This window comes from Amedibacillus sp. YH-ame6, assembly GCF_053848845.1.
The window spans coordinates 77,575-97,379 of record NZ_JBSPEZ010000006.1 but is presented as its reverse complement, the minus strand read 5'-3'; the positions used below and the strand labels follow the sequence as shown (position 1 = coordinate 97,379).

Here is a 19,805-nt window from a genome sequence, read left to right as displayed (position 1 = left end):
AAACTATCCGTAGTTTGCACAAAAAAAGACGTATCTGTGAATTTCACAAATACGTCGATAAATTACTTCTTAGCGAAATAACGATCTAATAATCCCGCAAATGCTTTTCCATGGCGAGCTTCATCACGAGCCATTTCATGAACAGTGTCATGAATTGCGTCTAGGTTAGCCTCTTTTGCACGTTTCGCAAGGTCGAATTTACCTGCTGTCGCACCATTTTCAGCGTCCACTCTCATACGTAAGTTCTTCTCTGTAGAATCACTTAGTACTTCTCCTAATAATTCCGCAAATTTAGCCGCATGTTCTGCTTCTTCATAAGCTGCTTTTTCATAATACATACCGATTTCAGGATATCCTTCACGATGTGCAACACGTGCCATTGCTAAATACATACCAACTTCACTGCATTCACCTTCGAAGTTCATACGAAGATCATTCATAATATCTTCACTAGCACCTTGTGCTACACCTACAACGTGTTCTGCAGCCCAAGTCATTTCACCTTCTTGTTTTGTGAATTTATCTGCAGGTGCTTTACAGATAGGACACTGCGCAGGAGCTGCATCTCCTTCATATACATAACCACATACGTTACAAACAAATTTTTCCATTTTAAATTTTCCTCCTTGTTATAACTTTACGAATAAATTTTACAATAAACTTTATTTTAATGGAAATGATTTGCTCGAGAAAATTAAATTTCATTTTAGATGAAAAAAAGCATTTCTATAAGGATCAACCCCATGAAATACTCTTCTATTATTGTCTATAAATTGTATATCTATTTCTTCTAAAGTGTTACCATAGGATGCCTTGTATTCTCACTTGATTCTATATCTACTGTTCACAGTCCACGAATTCAATAGTAGAGAACGAAACATTACATTTGTAATACTAAGAACTTCGTGATTTGTATTGTTCTAATTTGCTTCAATTATATGAATTAAAGTTTCGCTTCGTATTCTTTTCTAATAGTTTCGTATTGTTTTTGATTTTCTTCCTTACGACGATGCAAAGAAGTTACTATTTTCTTTACATCCTGAAAAAAAGAATGTACATTGTCTCTCGCTTTTTCAATTTTGTTTTGTACCATAAAGTCAGAGAAAATATTATCAAACACTATATCAAACATTTCTAGCCCTACACTGATGGAGATATTAGAAAGTTCCTGTGCCTGTACATCTTTTAATTCCTTTTGAAAACGTTGAACACTTACTTGTACAGCTGCGATTTTATCTTGTGCATCGTTGATTTTAGAATGTTTGACCATAGAAGAAATCAAATCTCCTCCAAAGATATCAAACATTCCCCAATTGCTTGCGCTATCTAATTTTTTTATCGCTTCTTCTAATTTTGTAAGTACTACTTCTCCAGCATCAATAGCCTCTTGAAGTTCTTTATCTTGTATACGATTGTTATCCATGTCTTCCATAAGCTTACATAGTGTTTGGCCTTCCGCATGGGAAGCGTGAATATCTTCTGTTTGGAGGGATTTCAAACGTTCTTGTAGGCTTTTTTCTTGTGCGATAAAGGTTTCATAGGAGCGCATTTCTTTTTCAATAGCATCTTGATTGGCCTGTAATTGTTTTAAATGTAGGGCAGCACGCATTGCTTGAGCTTCTTCTTGCGCAAGGCGTTCTTCTTTATCATTGGAAAAGTGTGCCAATATGGAAGTAAAAGATAGGGTTTGTAATTTCTCAACGTCTTGATTTTCTTTTTCCAATTGTTGTTTGGCTACTTCAATATCTGCCAATATTTGTTGATGTTGTTGATTCAATGTTTCCATATAGACTTTTGCAGATGCGACTTTCTTAAGTTCTTTTTTTATTTCTTGGATTTGTTCATTCATAATTGTATCCCTTTCCTTCCCATAGTATTGTTGTGGTTTGTTATGTTTATCTTATCATGGCTAGATGAGTGAAACAAGAAAAAAACACGCTTCTCGCGTGTTAGTTCTTTAAGCTTTGAAGAGGTGCAGGAATCTTCCCTTTACGATGAATCATAACAGAACAATCTGCTTGATTAATTTTCATAACTGGTCCACTTCCTAACAATCCACCAAACTCTAATTCATCTCCAACATCTTTTCCAATTGCTGGGATTAGACGTACTGCTGTTGTTTTTGAGTTTACCATACCAATGGCAGCTTCATCCGCAATAATTCCTGATATAATTTCAGCCTTTGTTTCTCCTGGAACAACGATCATATCCAATCCAACAGAACATACAGCAGTCATTGCTTCTAGTTTTTCAAGACATAAGTCTCCTGAACGTGCAGCCGCAATCATACCAGCATCTTCACTCACAGGAATGAACGCACCAGATAAACCACCGACATTACTACTTGCCATAACGCCACCTTTTTTAACAGCGTCATTTAGCATCGCAAGACAAGCAGTTGTACCATAGGCACCACACACATCAAGACCCATTTCTTCTAGGATATAGGCAACGGAATCACCAACCGCAGGCGTTGGAGCTAAGGATAAATCTACAATACCAAATGGTACTCCTAAACGTTCACTCGCAATAGATCCAACCAATTGTCCCATACGAGTAATCTTAAATGCAGTTTTCTTAATGATGTCCGCAAGTTCATTCATAGGAAGTGTTTTATCAGCTTTCGCTAATGCAGCACGAACAACACCTGGTCCACTAACACCTACATTGATAACACAGTCTGCTTCTCCAACACCATGGAAAGCACCTGCCATAAATGGATTATCTTCTGGAGCATTACAGAACACTACAAGTTTAGCAGCACCAATACAGTTGCGATCTTTTGTAAGTTCTGCGGCTTCTTTTACCATACGCCCCATCAATTCTACTGCATTCATATTAATACCTGCTTTTGTAGAACCAACGTTTACAGAAGCACATACGTGCTCTGTTTCTGCTAAGGCTCTAGGAATTGATTCCATCAATTCACGATCTCCTGCAGCACATCCTTTTTGAACGAGAGCAGAATAGCCACCAATAAAGTTAACACCAACGCTTTGTGCACATCGTTCTAATGTATGCGCATATTTCACTGGGTCTCCTCCACTCACTGCCGCTAACATCGCAATTGGAGTTACAGAGATTCTTTTATTAATAATAGGGATACCATATTCACGTTCGATATCATCCCCTGTTTTTACTAAATCTTTTGCTAAACGAGTGATTTTGTTATAAATCTTTTCACAAGATTTATCAATATCACTGTCTGCACAATCCAACAAAGAAATACCCATCGTTATGGTACGAACATCTAAGTATTCCTCATCAATCATTTTAATTGTTTCTAATATCTCATGTACATTGATCATGTAGTCACCGCCTATATTTTATGCATAGAATTGAAGATATCCTCATGCATAACATGAATGGTCAATCCTGATGTTTTCCCTACTTCTTCCATATGTGCAGCAAAATCTGCCAAAGAAGAATTCCCTTTTGTTATATCAATTAACATGATCATCGCAAACATATCTTGCAACAATGTCTGGGATACCTCAATCACATTCATATTTGCTTTTTCACACTCAACGCTTACTTTTGCTAAGATACCCACCATATCTTTTCCGATAACACTAACGACAGCTCTCATACCGCTCTCCTCCTTTATAAATCTTATTCTAAATTATACTGTAAGATCTTTAAAAGCACAAGGTAAAATATAACAAATGTACACATTTGTTATACATATGTGTACATTTTATAGAAAACGTTTTTATTTGAATCTTTGAGTTGCTAAAGCAAGCGGTTGCATTTCAAATGGCTCGTATGCGTTTTGCAATCCTTCTAGATTACAGGTGAACTCTTCTTCATAATAAGGAGCCTCTTTTTGAGCCTTTAATTTTGATGAGATTAAGTTGGATACTGGCTGGGATAACGTCACTTTTCGCTTTCCTTTGATGATGTTATTTGCATCGATAAGATACAATACACAAGTATAGCCATCTCCATCCGTAAAACTTCTCCAAAGAGATTCATCATACTCATTATCATGACAACTAAAGATAAAATCGCTCGTATCGATTGCATCTTCTAGTGTTAATAAAAATACTGCGATATCATATTTATATACAAAATCTATTTGCAAAGGTTGTTTCTTGAGTGCGTTGCATTCAAAATCACTCCATGCTTCATCTTTTACTACGAACATGAACTCATGATCAACATAATCCATCACGGTTCCCTCAGTTTCTATATTGACTGGAAACACACTTCCTACTTCTGCGTTCATTTTATGCCCTCTCTTTTTCGTTCATTATAACACAATATTTCCTTTTTTATTGTGAATTAGTTTCTTGTTGTGGGGATTGTTTCTTTGGGATACTGATATAAAAGCTCAACTCATCTGCAATGGAAGAAGCACGCAAACTTCCCTTCTGCATATCAATGATTTGATTAGCAATACCAAGCCCCAACACATGTGACTTATCATTTCCATGCATGTCTTCTAAACGGTAATAATTGTGAAAGATATGTGCAATTTGATACGCTGATAAATGATAGGAATTACAACGCATAACAACATCATACGCATCCTCATGTTGTTCTACAACGATCTTTATGGTCGTTTCACTTTTTCCTAATTCGATTAGATTACGGAGTAAATCACGCATAACACGCGCAATCTTATCATTGTCCGCATATAACTCTAAATGTTTTGGACTTTGCAAATCCACAGTCATCATTTTTTCTTCGAAATATGGATAGTATTCATCTACGACTTGTTCCAACATACGATCCAAATACATCGTATCTGGATTCCATTTTGCATATTGAAGATTAAATCGAGTGATATCAAAAAACTCATTGATCATATCTTCTAAATTCATTGATTTATGAAGTACTTTCACGATATAGTCACGTTTGATATCGGGAGTAATGCGTTTTTCTTCGTTTAAGAATTCCAAATACATTAAGATATTGGAAAGAGGCATTTTAATATCTTGTGCTAACAGATAAATTAAATCCTTTTTCTTCTCCTCATCTTCTTGTGCAGAGGATAAATAAATCTGGTATTCATCTGCAATTTGAAGAACAATTTCTTCTGTTTTTTTCATCTCCGCTGGAAAATTGATTTTCACGCGTTCTTTACGCATGACATCATCCATTCCATCCATTAGGATACGCATGTATTTCACTAAATCCTTGCATAAGTAATAAATAATAATGAACCCAGCTGCCACTATCACTGCAGGAAGGATGACTGAATATAATTTTCTTACTGCTTCAAAGGGATCTCCGCTTACATCAAATAGATGAATAAAATCGACAACAACACCGTTTAATACTTTATCAAAGATATAAATGGCACTGATTCCACCAAGCGTGATTCCCGCTACTACTAGGAAGTATTTAAGAAATAATTTACGTTTTACTTCACGAAGGTAATTTTTTCTCATAAAAACACCCCCTGTGAAATAGGTAAATCAATGGTAAAAGTAATGTGATGATCATTCGCATTTGCGACTATCTTCCCATGATGTAATTCTATGATTTCTTTCGCAATGGCTAAACCAAGACCTGCCCCTCCACTGGTTGAGGTACGAGCAGTAGAAGCACGATAAAATTTATCAAACAAATGTTTTACCGTTTCCTCATCAATGGCTTCTCCTTCATTTTGATAAATCAATTGAATCGAAGTATCTTTTTGAATGCCTTGGACTTCAATAATAGAATTCTCATTACTATATGTAATCGCATTACGCATAAGGTTATCGAACACACGGAGGAGTTTATCGTAATCTCCAACAACATAGAATTCTTCTGGCAAATCCACTTGCATGGTAATGCCTCGCTTTTCCATAAGGGGATAAAAACCAGCAAGTTGTTGTTGCAACATTTGGTTCACATTAATCTTAGCTAGATTTAATTGTGATACACGATCATCATAACGTAAGATTTCCGAAAACTCATCAATTAAATCATCCAATCTTTCAGCCTTTTCATAAGCGATACGAATGGATGTTTCTTGTTGGGTTTCATCTACACGATGATCTAAAATATGATTGATATAACCAATCATTGAGGTTAGTGGTGTTTTTAAGTCATGCGCCAAATACATTAACAATTGATTCTTATGTTCTTTCTCTTGAATGGATAGCTCTTGTGTTTCATTTCGTTTACAAAGCATCGCATCAACTTTATCCTTTGCATTCTGAAATTGCGGAAACAACTTAAAATTAAGCGGTGTTCGCTTTTGTTCTCCTTGTAAGGTTTTCAATAAAACATTCATATTATGGAAGAATAAGCTCAAAAAACCATACAGTAAAAGAGTCAATGCCCCTACAAATAGAAAGGTATTGATCTCCCACGAATAATTTAGATAAAACATGAGAAAATCCGAATCACTTAACAAACTTTGGCTTGCGTACAAACTAGCATAATAATTGGTCGTAGCTATAAGTACGAAAATACCTCCAAGTACAAGAACACTCAATAACAAAAATAAGAAAATCAGACGCTTTTGAAGCTGTCTGTATTCACTATTCTTCAATTTGGTACCCTACGCCCCATACGGTTTTAATAAACTTGGGGTTTCTTGGCGGTTCATGCATTTTCTCTCGCAAACGACGAATATGTACCATAACGGTATTATTACTGTCGAAATATTTTTCTTTCCAAACAGCTTCAAAGAGTTCTTCACTCGTTACCACTTTTCCACGGTTTTTGCATAAATACCACAGAATAGAAAACTCGATTGGTGTTAACATCAACGTTTGATCATATAAGGAAGCTCGATGGGAATCGTTATCGATAATCAAACCTTTGAAATCTATGATATTTACATTTTCACTTTGTTGATTATACTTTTTATAACGACGTAATTGCGCCTTTACACGCGCAACCATTTCTAATGGGTTGAATGGCTTTGTGATATAATCATCCGCTCCTAAAGACAACCCTTGAATCTTGTCCATATCTTCTACTTTAGCAGTTAACATAATCACTGGAAATGTATACTTTTCACGAATCATTTTACAAATCTCGAATCCGTTGATTTTGGGCATCATGATATCGAGAAGTGCTAGATCTACCGTGTTATGTTCCATAAAGCGTACTGCATCTTCACTGTCATAAAACTCATGTACTTCATAACCTTCATTGCTTAAGTACAAGGTGACCAAATCTGCAATTTCTTTTTCATCATCTAAAACTAATATTTTTGTTTGCATGATAGATCCCTCCTTGTGTCTATTATAGCAAATCTACAACCACTTAGGGAGACGACTTTTCGATTGTAAGAAAATATTAAGGGATATTTCCTTTTATTCTTTCTGTATTTCATCACTTTCCTGTGGTATCATGTACATTAGGAGTGGATACTATGCGAAATTATGAACAACTGAAACATTTAAAGAACATACGAAAAAGATGGTACATCATTGCGATTGTTTCTTTGGTGTTGTTGCTGATTGATATTTCCTTATTGTGGGGTATCCAGCAATATTTCCCTGATATTTGGGAAAAAGAGACGAAAATTTTAGATACAAAAGTTGAGGCGAGTGATGAACAACACGCGATATCTAATGCCTTAAAAAATATAGAACTGCATAGTAGTTATGCAATTTTGATTGATTTAGAAGATTATCAAACATTGTATGAAAAAGGTGCTGATGAAAAAATTTATCCAGCCTCTTTAACAAAGGTCCTCACTGCTGTTGTCGCCTTGGATGCAATTTCCAATTTACAAAGTAAAGGTGAAGTACAAGAAAAAGATCTGGCTGGTTTATGGGAAGAGAATGCCTATGTAGTAGGATTAAAAGCGGGGGATGTGTTGACATATGAACAGGCTTTATATGCTTTGATTTTATCTTCAGGTGCAGATGCCGCAAACTTCCTTGCGAACAATCTCGCAAAAGATACGCCATCCTTTGTGGAAGAAATGAATAAAAAAGCGAATACCTTGGGTATGTTACAAACTCATTTTACAAATACAATTGGGTTACATAATGATCAACATTATACAACCTTAAACGAGATGAAGATGATGATGGTTCATGCGTTGAAGAATCCTGTCTTTAAGAAGATGATGAGTACATTAAATTATACGATCGAGGGTTTGGCAAGCCATCCGGATGGAATGGAAATTAAAAGTTCTCTTTTGAAATATGGTGGAGATATTACCTTTGAAGGTGGAGAAATCATTGGTGGTAAAAGTGGATATACTCCTGAAGCACAATGTTGTTTGATTAGTATTGCTAGAATGGATGATGGTCATATGTATATGATGATCAGCGCAAAAGCTGGAGGAGATCCTGTTGGTGATCACAATCATATCAAGGATGCTAAGAAGGTATATGAAGCTATAGCAAGTACAAGATAATTATAATAAAAAAGAAAAGAAGTTGGGTATATTGATCCCAACTTCTTTTAAGATGTAAATTTTTTATTTTGCTTCTACAACTGCTTTGACAATATCGTTTGCTGTCAAACCATATTTTTCTAATAGTGATGCAGGAGTTCCACTTTCACCAAATGTATCCTGAATACCTACCATAGCAATTTTTCTTGGTGCTTTTTTGCTTAGTACTTCTGCAACAGCAGAACCTAATCCACCAATTACACTATGTTCTTCACATGTCACAAACAAATCGTGAGTAGCTGCAAGTTTTACTAACAATTCTTCATCGATTGGCTTGATTGTGTGCATATCCACAACGGTTGGTTCATAACCTTTTTCTTTTAATTGGTCATACGCAGCTAATGCTGCTTCTACCATGATACCATTTGCAATAATCGCAACATTTTTACCTTCACGAAGAACGTTTCCTTTTCCAATTTGGAAGTCAACGCTATCAGCATTATAAACATCTTCTACAGCCATACGCCCTAAACGTACATAACATGGTCCTTCATATGCTGCTACTGATTTGATAGCCGCAGTCGTAGAAACACCATCTGCTGGAGAAACAACAACCATTCCAGGAATTGAACGCATCAATGCAATATCTTCGATACTCTGGTGACTTGCACCATCTTCACCTACCGTAATACCAGCATGTGTAGCACATACTTTTACATTTAAGTGTGGGTATCCAATAGAGTTACGCACTTGTTCGAATGCACGTCCTGCCGCAAACATTGCGAAACTACTAGCAAATACAATATTTCCACTTGTTGCCATACCAGCAGCAACCGTAATCATATTTCCTTCCGCAATTCCCATATTAAAATGTTGTCCAGGTGCCACTTTCTTAGCTTCTGCAGTTTTTGTAGAGCCAGATAAGTCCGCATCCAATACCATTACATTTTTATTTTCTTTTACTAATTCAGCTAATGCTTTACCATAAGCTTCTCTGGTAGCCATCTTTGCCATTATTTGCATCCTCCTTCTAATTCAGCCAAAGCGTCTGCACATTGTTCAGCACTAGGTGCTACACCATGCCAACCTGCCTGATTTTCCATGAAGGATACACCCTTACCTTTTACCGTTTTTCCAACGATAACAGTTGGTTGTCCTTTAACTGTTTTTGCTTGTTCACAAGCTTTGATTACAGCTTCTAAATCATTTCCATCTTCCAATGTAATTACGTTCCATCCAAAAGCTTTGAATTTTTCATCAATTGGAGTTGGATTCATAACATCGCTAACTTTTCCATCAATCTGTAAACCATTGTGGTCTACGATTGCTAGTAAGTTATCTAATTTATAATGTGATGCAGCCATTGCTGCTTCCCATACTTGACCTTCTTGACATTCACCATCTCCAAGAAGTGTATAAATGCGACTTGGTTCATTGTGATATTTGTTTGAAATTGCCATACCAACTGCAGCAGAAATCCCCTGTCCTAAAGAACCCGTAGACATATCAATGCCTGCTAATTTTCTCATACTAGGATGTCCCTGTAAACGAGAGTTCACTTTACGGAATGTAGAAAGTTCACTTTCTTCAATGAATCCCTTTTCTGCTAATACAGAATACATTAATGGTGATGCATGTCCCTTAGATAACACGAAACGATCCCTATTCGTTGAGTTGATGTTATCGTTGTTGATGTCCATCTGTGTAAAATAAATTGCTGTCGCAAATTCAACAGATGACAAGCTTCCGCCAGGATGTCCAGATTTTGCTTCTGTGACTGTTTTCACAATATTCTTACGGATATTGTTGGCGTGTCCCTTTAGTACTTCGATATCGTACATTCTTTTGTCCTCCTTATTAATTGACAAAAATATTATACTATATTTTACAAGCAAAATTATGTGAAATTATAGAAAAAGGGACTTTTTTGTCCCTTATGGTTGTAGTAAGGATAATTGTACTTTCTGCTTTTCTTCATCTATCTTGTAGACCCACACTTTTACTATATCTCCAACCGATACCATTTCACTTGGGTGAGAGACACGTTGTCTGCTCATTTTTGATACATGAACCAAACCATCTTCGTGTAGTCCAATATCCACGAATGCTCCAAAATCCACAACATTTCTTACAACGCCTTCTAATTGTTCTCCAATATGTAAATCGCTCAATTCTAGAACATCACTACGAAGAAGCGGTCCGTCATATTGTTCGCGATAATCTCTTAATGGTGAGCCAATAGCATCTACGATATCTTGTAACGTATACATATCTGCTTTCATTTCTTCCGCAAGTGTTTTAACATCCAATGCTTTCACAGCCTCCATGGCTTCTTCACTTCCCATATTCGCTGGAGTCAGGCTTAATTTCTTTAGGACTTCCTTTGCTAGGGCATAAGATTCGGGGTGAATAGAGGTACGGTCAAGTATTTCTTTTCCATCTTCTATACGCAAGAATCCTGCAGATTGTTCAAACGACTTCGCTCCGATTTTTGGAATCTTTTTAAGCTCTGTACGACTGTGAATATCTCCATGTTCATTTCGATAGGTCACAATCGCTTTTGCTGTGGACGCATTTAAGCCTGAGATGTTTTTCAACAGTTCTGCAGATGCAGTATTTACATTTACACCAACACGATTCACTGCTTTTGATACAACAAAGTCCAAACGATCTTTCAATCGAGCTGTAGGTAAATCATGTTGATACTGTCCAACACCAATGGATTGTGGATCAATCTTAATCAATTCACTCAATGGGTCAATGATTCTTCGCGCAATCGAAATTGCGGAACGTTGTTCAACATGCAAATCAGGAAATTCTTCACGAGCTAATTTACTAGCAGAATATACAGAAGCACCTGCCTCTGAAACAATTGTATAGGCAACATTCAAATGAAATTCTTTGATCAAATTTGCCACAAATGCTTCACTTTCTCGAGATGCTGTACCATTTCCAATCGCAATGATATCAATTGGATATTTTTTCAACAATGCCAACATCGTTTTCTTTGCTTCCTCAATTTTCGCATTAGGAGGCGTTGGATATACGATGCTAATCTCTAACATTTTTCCATTCTTATCAATGACTGCAAGCTTACAACCTGTACGAAATGCTGGGTCAAAACCAAGTACCATCTTATTTTTCATTGGTGGTTGTAACAACAATCTTTCAAGATTTAAAGAGAATACTTCAATGGATTGTTCATGCGCCCTCTCGCTTAGTTCGTTACGAATTTCACGTTCTACACTTGGAAACGCAAGACGTTTTAATCCATCACAAACAGCTTCTTGTAAGATTTCATTTACAGAACTTTGGCGATTTTTTGTAAAGCGACGTGTTGTCCAATTCATGATATATTCTTCATCGAAGTCAATGGACACACTGATTACTTTTTCTTTTTCGCCTCGATCAATTGCCATGATGCGATGGCTTGCTAACGTTGAAAGTCGTTCATTGTAATCATAATACATTTTATAAACTTTCTTTTCATCTTCATGTTTTTTCTTTTCTTTGGTAACAATCTTTCCATAACGTTCCATACTGGAGCGAATACGCTGACGAACACTAGCATCATCACTCGCCATTTCCGCAATGATATCCTTAGCGCCTTGCAGTGCTTCTTCTACACTGCTTGCCTTATCACTTACATAATTTTGCGCTTCTTTCATCACATCGCCATTTGGTAGTTTTAAAATCCAATCTGCCAAAGGCTGTAACCCTTTCGCAACCGCATCCGTAGCTCTAGTCTTACGTTTTTGTTGATAAGGACGATAGATATCATCAACTTGTGATAGTTTTTCGCACTGTAATACATCTTGTTTGATTTCCTCGGTTAGTTTTCCTTGTTGTTCAATTAAACGAAGTACATCTTCTTTACGCTTTTCAAGATTAACCTGATATTCATAACGCTCTTGAATAACTCGAATTTGTTCCTCATCAAGTCCTTTTGTAACTTCTTTACGATAACGTGCAATAAAAGGAACCGTATTCCCTTCTTGTAATAAAGATAATGTATTTTTGATTTGTTCTGTAGTAATACCCAACTGTTTAGCAATTGGCTCTATGATATGTTCCATAACGATACCTCTTTCTTTTCCCAATATAAGTTTTAATTTCCATTATTTATTCTTTAAGACTAAAATCGTTTCTCCTGGATTCATACTCATCATTTTACGCAAAACGCGTGGATGGTGGTATTGCTTCCTAATAAAAGTTTGTAAAGTTGTTCCTCCACGATACCCATGGACAACAGTCACTTCATGAATTCCTTTAGGTAATGTAGCTAGATAATGATCTATCATTGCTCTTGCTTCAAGAACACGCATACCATGAATATCAATTTCATTCAACATTTGATATCCCTTCTTTCAATGCATTTATTATAGAATTTTAACTCGTTGAAAACAAGACTTCACAAATCTTAAAGTTTATGCTTGTAGATTTTCTCTATCATTTCCAAGAACAATGCGTTACAATATTACTTACAAATAGAATGAGGTACCTATATGCTAAAAATTGATGCAGTAAAAATCCGTCCAGATTATGAAGTTGAATCTTCTTTAGAAGCTTGTACAGCAGATGATGTATATGTCGAAGGAAAGTTATTTAAAGATAGTTGCATTTCTTCGCTAGAGATCCCTTCCCTCCACTTAGATGGATGTCAGTTTCAAAATATAGCGTTTGAAGATTGTAATTTTGACCATGTCGACATGATTGACGTCGTATTTGAGAACTGCGAAATGAGTAATGTTCATTTCACTATGGGTGCAATACATCGTTGTGAATTTAAGAATTGTCGTTGTATGGGGATTGATTTTTCGGACTGCCTACTCAATAACGTGAGAATGAAAGACTTAAAAGCACGTTATGCAAATATGTCAGGCTCAAGATTCAAACAAGTTATCTTCGATAATTGTGATTTCAACGATGGAAGTTTCATTATGTGCGAGTACAAGAAAACTATCTATGATCATTGCAACTTAAGTAAATGTGAATTTCATAATACTTCTTTGAACGGAATCGATCTTTCTACAAGTAATATTGAAGGCATCAGTTTGACGATGGAACATATGAAAGGTGTTATTTTAAATAGTGAACAAGCACTGCAATTGATTGGCCTACTTGGTGTTGTTATAAAAGATGAATTTGATTCAGAATAAGAAAAGATACCAGAATGTGAATACTACCACATCCTATGGTATCTTTTTTATTGATAGGTAGACGCGTTTTCTATAATTCTCAATAAAAGTTCTACACTTTGTTCCATTTCATCGATACAAGCATACTCATATTTCCCATGATAATTGTAACCACCAGTTCCTAAATTCGGACATGGAAGTCCTTCGAAGGTTAAACGAGCACCATCCGTTCCTCCACGAATAGCTTGAGAACATGGCTCTATTCCAAGCTGTTTCATAGATGTCTTAACCAAATCTACAATACGCATATCTTTCTCAATGATTGTTCGCATATTCGCATAGCTATCCTCTAACTTTATCCGTATTGTGTTAGCGGGATACTTTTTATTCAAAAACCGCGCAACATCTAAGAATGTCTTTTTCTGTTGTTCAAAAAGCTGCTCATCATGGTTTCGAATGATATAAGATAAGGATGCATGTTCACATTCTCCTTGCATATCACATAAGTGGTGAAAACCTTCATACCCTTGTGTATAAGCTGGATTTTGTTGCACCGGCAACATTGAATGAAATTCCATCGCCACTAAAGATGCATTGATCATTTTATCTTTCGCATCCCCTGGATGAATACTATTTCCTTGGATTTCTACATGTGCACTTGCTGCATTGAAGCATTCATAATCGACACAATCCACACTTCCACCATCCACAGTATACGCAAAATCCGCATCGAATTTCTTGATATCAAAATGTTCTGTACCTCTCCCTACTTCTTCATCAGGAGTAAAAGCGATACGTATGTCTCCATGTGCCTTATCTTCCTTCAACAATCGCTCCAGCATCGTCATAATTTCCGCAATACCTGCTTTATCATCAGCGCCTAACAACGTAGTACCGTCTGTAACAATCAGTCTTTTTCCTTTTTTTGTAGAAAGATTACTAAATTCTTGTGATCCCATAGATATTTTAAGTTCTTTGCTTAACACAATATCATTACCATCATAATTCTCGATGACTCTTGCCTTTACATCTTTACCTAACATATCAGGAGATGTATCCATATGGGCAATGAAACCAATTTTAGGCAATCCTTGTGTATTGGCAGATACAGATGCATACACAATACCATACTCATCTAAATGCGCATTTTCAATACCTAATTGATGAAGTTCATTTACTAAAAACTTCCCTAACTCCAGTTGTTTCAAAGTGCTAGGAGTTGTTGATGAGTTTTCATCAGATTGTGTATCAAATGTTACATATTTTAAAAATCGTTCTTGTACGTTCATAATTATCGACCTTCCTTATACACGATTATACAATGAATTCAGAAAAGTCTCTACTATCTTACCTATATTCGATACTAAATTTATGCAACATATGGTAGGTGCTACTATAGTCATCCATCATAATACGTATGGTTTTCTCCATATCTTCTTTCAATGTAAAATGCTTTTCATCAAAATCCTTGATCGCCTTGATTGCCATTTCCATTGCCTTCACCGCTTCATCGAGTATCTCTTTATCATTGGATAATGCCATGTTTTTCACGGATTGCATAAAATCCGCAATTGTGCCCTTTACACCAGCACTATCTTGTGGATCGCCATGTTCTGAAATCACAAGCGCTGTTAAGGCTCTTTCATGCGTATGCAAATTATCCAAAATTTGATCAAATACATCTCTTAATTCTTTACTTTTCAGTTTTTCTTTTAAATCTTGAAATACATATGCTCCCATATGAGAGCCTTTCAATAGTTGATTTATCTCTTCTACCAAATTGTTTTGTTCCATAATTATCACCTCATAAATAGTATGTTTATTAATTTCGTTCTCATTCTAAAGAATTAAAAACCCACACAAAAAGTTAGCTACGCTTTTCGTGCAGGCTGAGGTTCGAACCGTATGGCAGGATTTCGTTTTTTCAAACAATAGGATGCGCCTTCATCCATCCTACAGCTGTATCCCTTAAGAATACTGTAGGCCAAGCTAAAAAACAGCTCAAAGTGCGTTCAATATATTGATTGCCGCAACAATATCTCTGTGATTGTGATAGCCACAACTACATATGTATTTCCTATCCTTCGCATGATTCAGCTGTCCACAAGAAGGACAAATCTGAGAGGTGTGGTATGGATTGATATATTTTACTTTTATGCCATTTAAACTCGCCTTGTATGCGATATACTCTTGAAGACGACGATATGACCAAAGATAAATATTGGGCGTGCCTGATACTTTAAATTTCTGATTGATTGCTGTAAGATTTTCTAACTTGATAACTCCAATATCGTTTTCTATTGCATATGCAATGATTTCGCTAGATATATGGTGGTCAAAGTTATTCAAAATGCGACTTAATTTATGCTCATATCTTTTCAGTTTTTCAAACTGCTTACCTCTTTGCATTGCTTTTATATGAGAACAATATCGCCTTTGTTCAAAGCGGATTTGTCTACCATTTCCAAAGAATCGATACTGTGTTTGCGATATAGCACATACTGCAGGGACTTTGATGCCAATATCTACTCCCATACAACGCTCACTTTTCGTAGGCTCTGGTTCGTAACAAACATATATAAGCGCATGCCATCCAGATTTTCTTTTGATTAGCTTCATATTCATCAACTTACCTTCTTTGATTCTTTTCAAGGTATGTGCATTGTGATAGTATGGCACCAAAAGTTTATCACGATGGAAATCTAAACCAAGCTCTAATTTTAAATCACCATCTATTGTGTATGAAGAATTACTCCAATAACTTGAAAATCCATATGTAAAGCGTTTCTTTTGTATCTCTGCTAAATACATTTCTTTTGCTGCCGCAAGAACTAAATGCTTGCTATTATAAGAAATCGATTTATTGAAGTAACGATATGGATATTCAAATACTTTTCCCCGTTGTTTAAACATATCACAAATTCTCACTACTTCCTTTTTGAAACCTTGTTCATACGTTAACAAATACTTCTCTAATGTAACATCTACTTGTAAATATAACTTCAAACACAAATACATAAAAGTCCTCCTTTTTATCCCTTACACTATTTATATACGAGAAAAAAAGTTGAAAATCCTAAATAATTTTGAAAAAAATTAAAAAAGTTGAAATTTCTCCTTAATTTGGCGTAGAAGATAAATCATCTATACCAAAACAACCTCATAAGATTCTTCCTTTTTATCTCTTATACTATTTATATACGAAATCAAAAATGAAAAATCCTAAATTATTTTAAAAAATTTGTGAATTTTTAAAGTTCTTCGAAAATGTAGGGTCGGGAAGCACGTGTCCTCCACAATTTAAAAAGAGCGATTTTTTGGGGGGGAAGCCAAGCACACAGGCATTCCACTCAACCATATAAAGCATTACCCCAGCCAGCCTTAAATCTGACTTTCATGTTTAATCGCCACGAGAACACCAGCCTCGCACAAAAAAAGATAGACCATCAAATGATCTATCTTAGGTTCGCTATATGGAGCGGGTGATGAGAATCGAACTCACGTAGTCAGCTTGGAAGGCTGAAGTTCTACCATTGAACTACACCCGCAACAATAAATGGTGACCCGTGGGCGATTCGAACGCCCGACCCTCTGATTAAAAGTCAGATGCTCTACCAACTGAGCTAACGGGTCATTTATAGTTGCGAAAATAAATATTGGCTGGGGTAACTGGATTCGAACCAGTGGAATGCCAGAGTCAAAGTCTGGTGCCTTACCGCTTGGCTATACCCCAATAAAAAATTTAAGATGGTGGGGAGGGACGGATTCGAACCGCCGAACCGTAAGGAACTGAGTTACAGTCAGCCGCGTTTAGCCACTTCGCTACCTCCCCAGCTCTTTTTAAATAATGGTGCCGACTATAGGAATTGAACCCACAACCTACTGATTACAAGTCAGTTGCTCTACCAATTGAGCTAAGTCGGCACATCATGGTGGAGGTTGAGGGACTCGAACCCCCGACCCTCTGCTTGTAAGGCAGACGCTCTCCCAACTGAGCTAAACCTCCACGATTTTATCGGTGCAGCCACTTCCCTTTGGGGAACAGCGCTCATATATAATACCATCTGAACTTTCTTCTGTCAATATTTTTTTAGCTTTTTTTATAAATTTATATTTGGCTTTAAAAAACATCAAATAAACCGATAAATAAAGGCTTTTCTTCCAATCAAAAATCATGCTGAAATTTTTATTTTAAAAATATTAATAAGAAATTACTCAACAATTCCCTTATGAATTTTAACATAGTCATCTATGTTAAGTACATGAATCATTACCTCATTGCGGTAATCAAAATCATCAGAGTTAATTTGTCCTTTTTTCTTGACTAAATTCATAACTTTCTCAACTTCTTCTTCCTTAACACCTAACAACAACACAGTATGTCCATATTGCAAAAAATCTCCACTACTTCCAATATTTGTAGCATAATAATTGTTATCTACCAATATAGAGGTAATTCCATCTGCATACTCGTCACCAGCTACTAACATTATCAATTTCATCAAATCACCTCGTTTATAATGATACCATAATACTCAACGAAATACTTCCTCGTTTTTGTTAAAATAACTTTTTGCGACATCTAAAAAGTAGTCACTGGATTTATCTTCATCAAAAATGTGCTTCCCATCTCTCATAAACTCATTTATAGAAACATTTAAATAAAGTTCTTCTGCATGATTTGGATTATCAGGAACTGGATCGTCCCATGTTACATCTATATATCTCCAACCAGTATTTCCATATACTAAATTCCATCCATGATTCATCGTATCACTTGATACATAGATAGCTGGAATATTCGCAAATCGGGATAACATCATAAATGCCCTGCTATAGCCAGAACACACCGCATTCTTATCAACCAAGGCTCCAGCTGCTTTAAATACATTTGGATATTTGGAATTGTTCCCTTCACCAATTTCACTATATATGGTCGTTTTAATTAGATAATCATGGATTGCTTTTATTTTCTGATCTGCGTCCATATCCGGAGTGATTATTTCACTATACACTTGTTTTGCAGATTGTTTTGCTTGTTGGTATCTTTCATCTAGATTTATTATTTCCACTTCATTAGAGCGATAAATTAGCTTTCCTTGATGATTTTCATAATCTGTCGTAGATAATTGTAAAGAAATATCATAGGGTTCAATATAACTTAAATAATTTGCAGTCTTATCCATATCCATTTTATCTGGTGCTTGATATGAAATTTTTGATACACCTTTATTGATATTGTATTCAAGTATCCTCGCTAGCTCAAATTCGTCTTCTACATAATAGACTATATCACTCTCTTCATATTCACTCTTTTCAATAGTTTTTATCTCTTGTTCTGCTAATGAATAGCTGGACTTATCTACTTTTGATGATGTCACCTTTTGTTCGCTAACTTTATATTCACGGACTTTACAACCAGTTATCATTGTTATACTTACAATCATAACACATATCATAGATGTTTTTAAACGCATGATCATCCCTCCACTCGTAATAGTTTATGCTCTTCTTATCATCTTATATCCTATCGATTCCAATGCTTAGGAAATTGGAGGTATCTAGGTAGCTTTGTAGTGCTATCACCGATACATGAGTTAATCTGCATTTGAGTCAGAAACAGACTTTCGCTTAGGTTACTACCCTTAAAATTAGCATCTCTTATATCCGCTCCAAGGAAATTAATGTCACGTAAATTACATTTCTCAAAATTGGTTGCCATCAAATATGCCATAGTGAAATCCATGCCTGCTGTAGCTATTTCACGCATATCTTTACCCACATAATCTTTTTTCTTGCTAAAGTGCGTTCTGTTTTTATGGAAATACTCTCTCGTAAATTCTTTTAGAACAACATTGGCAGATGATTGATAATTCTCCACATCAAAATTATTGAAATTATCTTTTTCATTAAAATCAATGTTCTCATATGTATTCAATAATTGCAAAACTCTATCTCGTAACTGTTGGACCTCAGTTTTATCATATACTTCTAATAAGTACCAAATCACTTGATGAAGTCTCATAACCTTATAAAACGTTTGATAAATTTCATTGGAATCAATTTTATGATTTTTCCAAGTCTGATCTTCAAAAATTTCTGATGTTTTTTGACCTGCACCACAACAATCAAATGATATGCACCCTTTTTGTTTATCTGACACCAAAGTTTCATGTTTGATACATTTGAAATTATCATCTAAATTCACACAAGGTACTCCTGCCTGTTTATCTTGTGGAAACCCGTCTGACTTTGCACAATAAAACGCCACGCAACACAGTCCGCAGCATTTTTCGCAATCAATTCTCAATCGTTTTCTTATGTTTTCTGTATTCATGATACCTCACACTTATAGCTTTAGTGTAACA

At 35.8% G+C, this 19,805-nt stretch carries 20 protein-coding genes and 6 tRNA genes; 2 read left to right on the top strand and 24 right to left on the bottom strand.

The genetic code is table 11. The features are described from left to right. Positions 1–62: 62 nt before the first annotated feature. The 8 genes from ACWG0P_RS06280 to vanR all read right to left on the bottom strand — a co-directional run bounded on the left by ACWG0P_RS06280 (position 63) and on the right by vanR (position 7,169). Entirely contained in the window at positions 63–611 is a 549-nt protein-coding gene (locus ACWG0P_RS06280; RefSeq protein WP_455792138.1) for an NADH peroxidase, read from the bottom strand. A gap of 332 nt (positions 612–943) precedes the next feature. Continuing rightward, entirely contained in the window at positions 944–1,849 is a 906-nt protein-coding gene (locus tag ACWG0P_RS06275) for a hypothetical protein (protein WP_455800997.1), read from the bottom strand. A 100-nt stretch (positions 1,850–1,949) separates the two neighbouring features. Beyond that, complete coding sequence (locus tag ACWG0P_RS06270) at positions 1,950–3,308, bottom strand: DUF711 family protein (protein WP_455792134.1); 1,359 nt, start codon at positions 3,306–3,308, stop codon at positions 1,950–1,952. Positions 3,309–3,319: 11 nt separating this feature from the next. Next, positions 3,320–3,589, bottom strand: a complete 270-nt coding sequence (locus tag ACWG0P_RS06265) for an ACT domain-containing protein (RefSeq protein ID WP_455792132.1) — start codon at positions 3,587–3,589, stop codon at positions 3,320–3,322. Between the two features lie 123 nt (positions 3,590–3,712). Further along, positions 3,713–4,228, bottom strand: a complete 516-nt coding sequence (locus tag ACWG0P_RS06260) for a hypothetical protein (RefSeq protein WP_455792130.1) — start codon at positions 4,226–4,228, stop codon at positions 3,713–3,715. 46 nt (positions 4,229–4,274) lie between these two features. Beyond that, positions 4,275–5,396, bottom strand: coding sequence for a sensor histidine kinase (locus tag ACWG0P_RS06255; protein WP_455800996.1), 1,122 nt, complete (start codon positions 5,394–5,396; stop codon positions 4,275–4,277). Continuing rightward, positions 5,393–6,490: a sensor histidine kinase gene (locus ACWG0P_RS06250; protein ID WP_455792127.1), complete on the bottom strand. Its 1,098-nt coding sequence runs from the start codon at positions 6,488–6,490 to the stop codon at positions 5,393–5,395. The genes ACWG0P_RS06255 and ACWG0P_RS06250 overlap by 4 nt, the downstream gene beginning before the upstream one ends. Then, on the bottom strand, positions 6,480–7,169 hold the full coding sequence (vanR, locus tag ACWG0P_RS06245; protein WP_455792125.1) for a VanR-ABDEGLN family response regulator transcription factor: 690 nt from the start codon (positions 7,167–7,169) through the stop codon (positions 6,480–6,482). The genes ACWG0P_RS06250 and vanR overlap by 11 nt, the downstream gene beginning before the upstream one ends. A 152-nt stretch (positions 7,170–7,321) precedes the next feature. On the opposite strand from vanR, the gene ACWG0P_RS06240 reads away from it, so the two are divergent. Then, positions 7,322–8,320 carry a D-alanyl-D-alanine carboxypeptidase family protein gene (locus tag ACWG0P_RS06240; protein ID WP_455800995.1) on the top strand — a complete coding sequence of 333 codons (999 nt, stop codon included), beginning with the start codon at positions 7,322–7,324 and terminating at the stop codon, positions 8,318–8,320. Between the two features lie 63 nt (positions 8,321–8,383). Here ACWG0P_RS06240 and ACWG0P_RS06235 read toward each other — a convergent pair whose 3' ends face one another. The 4 genes from ACWG0P_RS06235 to ACWG0P_RS06220 form a co-directional block, all read right to left on the bottom strand. Continuing rightward, a complete protein-coding gene (locus tag ACWG0P_RS06235) occupies positions 8,384–9,313 on the bottom strand; it encodes a transketolase family protein (RefSeq protein WP_455800994.1) in 930 nt (309 codons plus the stop codon). Continuing rightward, the gene (locus ACWG0P_RS06230; protein WP_455792120.1) at positions 9,313–10,140 is read right to left on the bottom strand and encodes a transketolase; all 828 of its coding nucleotides are present in this window, start codon (positions 10,138–10,140) and stop codon (positions 9,313–9,315) included. Before ACWG0P_RS06230 ends, ACWG0P_RS06235 begins: the two co-directional genes overlap by 1 nt. 93 nt (positions 10,141–10,233) lie before the next feature. Beyond that, entirely contained in the window at positions 10,234–12,375 is a 2,142-nt protein-coding gene (locus tag ACWG0P_RS06225) for a Tex family protein (RefSeq protein ID WP_455800993.1), read from the bottom strand. A gap of 42 nt (positions 12,376–12,417) precedes the next feature. Next, entirely contained in the window at positions 12,418–12,651 is a 234-nt protein-coding gene (locus tag ACWG0P_RS06220) for a Smr/MutS family protein (protein ID WP_455800992.1), read from the bottom strand. A gap of 153 nt (positions 12,652–12,804) precedes the next feature. On the opposite strand from ACWG0P_RS06220, the gene ACWG0P_RS06215 reads away from it, so the two are divergent. Continuing rightward, a complete protein-coding gene (locus tag ACWG0P_RS06215) occupies positions 12,805–13,458 on the top strand; it encodes a pentapeptide repeat-containing protein (RefSeq protein WP_455800991.1) in 654 nt (217 codons plus the stop codon). A gap of 47 nt (positions 13,459–13,505) precedes the next feature. Here ACWG0P_RS06215 and pepT read toward each other — a convergent pair whose 3' ends face one another. From pepT to ACWG0P_RS06155, 12 genes are all read right to left on the bottom strand, one after another. After that, on the bottom strand, positions 13,506–14,726 hold the full coding sequence (gene pepT / locus ACWG0P_RS06210) for a peptidase T (protein ID WP_455800990.1): 1,221 nt from the start codon (positions 14,724–14,726) through the stop codon (positions 13,506–13,508). A 58-nt stretch (positions 14,727–14,784) separates the two neighbouring features. Then, the gene (locus ACWG0P_RS06205) at positions 14,785–15,231 is read right to left on the bottom strand and encodes a DUF2383 domain-containing protein (RefSeq protein WP_455800989.1); all 447 of its coding nucleotides are present in this window, start codon (positions 15,229–15,231) and stop codon (positions 14,785–14,787) included. A 207-nt stretch (positions 15,232–15,438) separates the two neighbouring features. Beyond that, positions 15,439–16,455: an RNA-guided endonuclease TnpB family protein gene (locus ACWG0P_RS06200; RefSeq protein ID WP_455800988.1), complete on the bottom strand. Its 1,017-nt coding sequence runs from the start codon at positions 16,453–16,455 to the stop codon at positions 15,439–15,441. A gap of 456 nt (positions 16,456–16,911) precedes the next feature. After that, positions 16,912–16,985, bottom strand: a tRNA-Gly gene (locus tag ACWG0P_RS06195). A gap of 9 nt (positions 16,986–16,994) precedes the next feature. After that, positions 16,995–17,070 (bottom strand) — tRNA-Lys (locus ACWG0P_RS06190). Between the two features lie 24 nt (positions 17,071–17,094). Further along, positions 17,095–17,170, bottom strand: a tRNA-Gln gene (locus ACWG0P_RS06185). Between the two features lie 15 nt (positions 17,171–17,185). Next, positions 17,186–17,269: transfer RNA gene (locus ACWG0P_RS06180), tRNA-Tyr, on the bottom strand. Positions 17,270–17,285: 16 nt separating this feature from the next. Continuing rightward, positions 17,286–17,361: transfer RNA gene (locus ACWG0P_RS06175), tRNA-Thr, on the bottom strand. Between the two features lie 6 nt (positions 17,362–17,367). Beyond that, positions 17,368–17,443 (bottom strand) — tRNA-Val (locus ACWG0P_RS06170). Positions 17,444–17,648: 205 nt separating this feature from the next. Then, entirely contained in the window at positions 17,649–17,939 is a 291-nt protein-coding gene (locus tag ACWG0P_RS06165) for a cyclic-di-AMP receptor (protein ID WP_455800987.1), read from the bottom strand. Between the two features lie 33 nt (positions 17,940–17,972). Then, positions 17,973–18,914, bottom strand: a complete 942-nt coding sequence (locus ACWG0P_RS06160; RefSeq protein ID WP_455800986.1) for a transglutaminase domain-containing protein — start codon at positions 18,912–18,914, stop codon at positions 17,973–17,975. Between the two features lie 50 nt (positions 18,915–18,964). After that, complete coding sequence (locus ACWG0P_RS06155; RefSeq protein ID WP_455800985.1) at positions 18,965–19,774, bottom strand: pentapeptide repeat-containing protein; 810 nt, start codon at positions 19,772–19,774, stop codon at positions 18,965–18,967. Positions 19,775–19,805 lie beyond the last annotated feature (31 nt).

What these genes read in the sequence shown, in the direction of transcription:
- ACWG0P_RS06220 (WP_455800992.1), bottom strand. Translation starts at nt 12,651, where the DNA reads ATGTTGAATGAAATTGATATTCATGGTATGCGTGTTCTTGAAGCAAGA.
- ACWG0P_RS06275 (WP_455800997.1), bottom strand. Translation starts at nt 1,849, where the DNA reads ATGAATGAACAAATCCAAGAAATAAAAAAAGAACTTAAGAAAGTCGCA.
- ACWG0P_RS06200 (WP_455800988.1), bottom strand. Translation starts at nt 16,455, where the DNA reads ATGTATTTGTGTTTGAAGTTATATTTACAAGTAGATGTTACATTAGAG.
- ACWG0P_RS06205 (WP_455800989.1), bottom strand. Translation starts at nt 15,231, where the DNA reads ATGGAACAAAACAATTTGGTAGAAGAGATAAATCAACTATTGAAAGGC.
- ACWG0P_RS06240 (WP_455800995.1), top strand. Translation starts at nt 7,322, where the DNA reads ATGCGAAATTATGAACAACTGAAACATTTAAAGAACATACGAAAAAGA.
- ACWG0P_RS06160 (WP_455800986.1), bottom strand. Translation starts at nt 18,914, where the DNA reads ATGCGTTTAAAAACATCTATGATATGTGTTATGATTGTAAGTATAACA.
- ACWG0P_RS06225 (WP_455800993.1), bottom strand. Translation starts at nt 12,375, where the DNA reads ATGGAACATATCATAGAGCCAATTGCTAAACAGTTGGGTATTACTACA.
- pepT (WP_455800990.1), bottom strand. Translation starts at nt 14,726, where the DNA reads ATGAACGTACAAGAACGATTTTTAAAATATGTAACATTTGATACACAA.
- ACWG0P_RS06215 (WP_455800991.1), top strand. Translation starts at nt 12,805, where the DNA reads ATGCTAAAAATTGATGCAGTAAAAATCCGTCCAGATTATGAAGTTGAA.
- ACWG0P_RS06280 (WP_455792138.1), bottom strand. Translation starts at nt 611, where the DNA reads ATGGAAAAATTTGTTTGTAACGTATGTGGTTATGTATATGAAGGAGAT.
- ACWG0P_RS06255 (WP_455800996.1), bottom strand. Translation starts at nt 5,396, where the DNA reads ATGAGAAAAAATTACCTTCGTGAAGTAAAACGTAAATTATTTCTTAAA.
- ACWG0P_RS06265 (WP_455792132.1), bottom strand. Translation starts at nt 3,589, where the DNA reads ATGAGAGCTGTCGTTAGTGTTATCGGAAAAGATATGGTGGGTATCTTA.
- vanR (WP_455792125.1), bottom strand. Translation starts at nt 7,169, where the DNA reads ATGCAAACAAAAATATTAGTTTTAGATGATGAAAAAGAAATTGCAGAT.
- ACWG0P_RS06165 (WP_455800987.1), bottom strand. Translation starts at nt 17,939, where the DNA reads ATGAAATTGATAATGTTAGTAGCTGGTGACGAGTATGCAGATGGAATT.
- ACWG0P_RS06270 (WP_455792134.1), bottom strand. Translation starts at nt 3,308, where the DNA reads ATGATCAATGTACATGAGATATTAGAAACAATTAAAATGATTGATGAG.
- ACWG0P_RS06235 (WP_455800994.1), bottom strand. Translation starts at nt 9,313, where the DNA reads ATGGCAAAGATGGCTACCAGAGAAGCTTATGGTAAAGCATTAGCTGAA.
- ACWG0P_RS06230 (WP_455792120.1), bottom strand. Translation starts at nt 10,140, where the DNA reads ATGTACGATATCGAAGTACTAAAGGGACACGCCAACAATATCCGTAAG.
- ACWG0P_RS06155 (WP_455800985.1), bottom strand. Translation starts at nt 19,774, where the DNA reads ATGAATACAGAAAACATAAGAAAACGATTGAGAATTGATTGCGAAAAA.
- ACWG0P_RS06260 (WP_455792130.1), bottom strand. Translation starts at nt 4,228, where the DNA reads ATGAACGCAGAAGTAGGAAGTGTGTTTCCAGTCAATATAGAAACTGAG.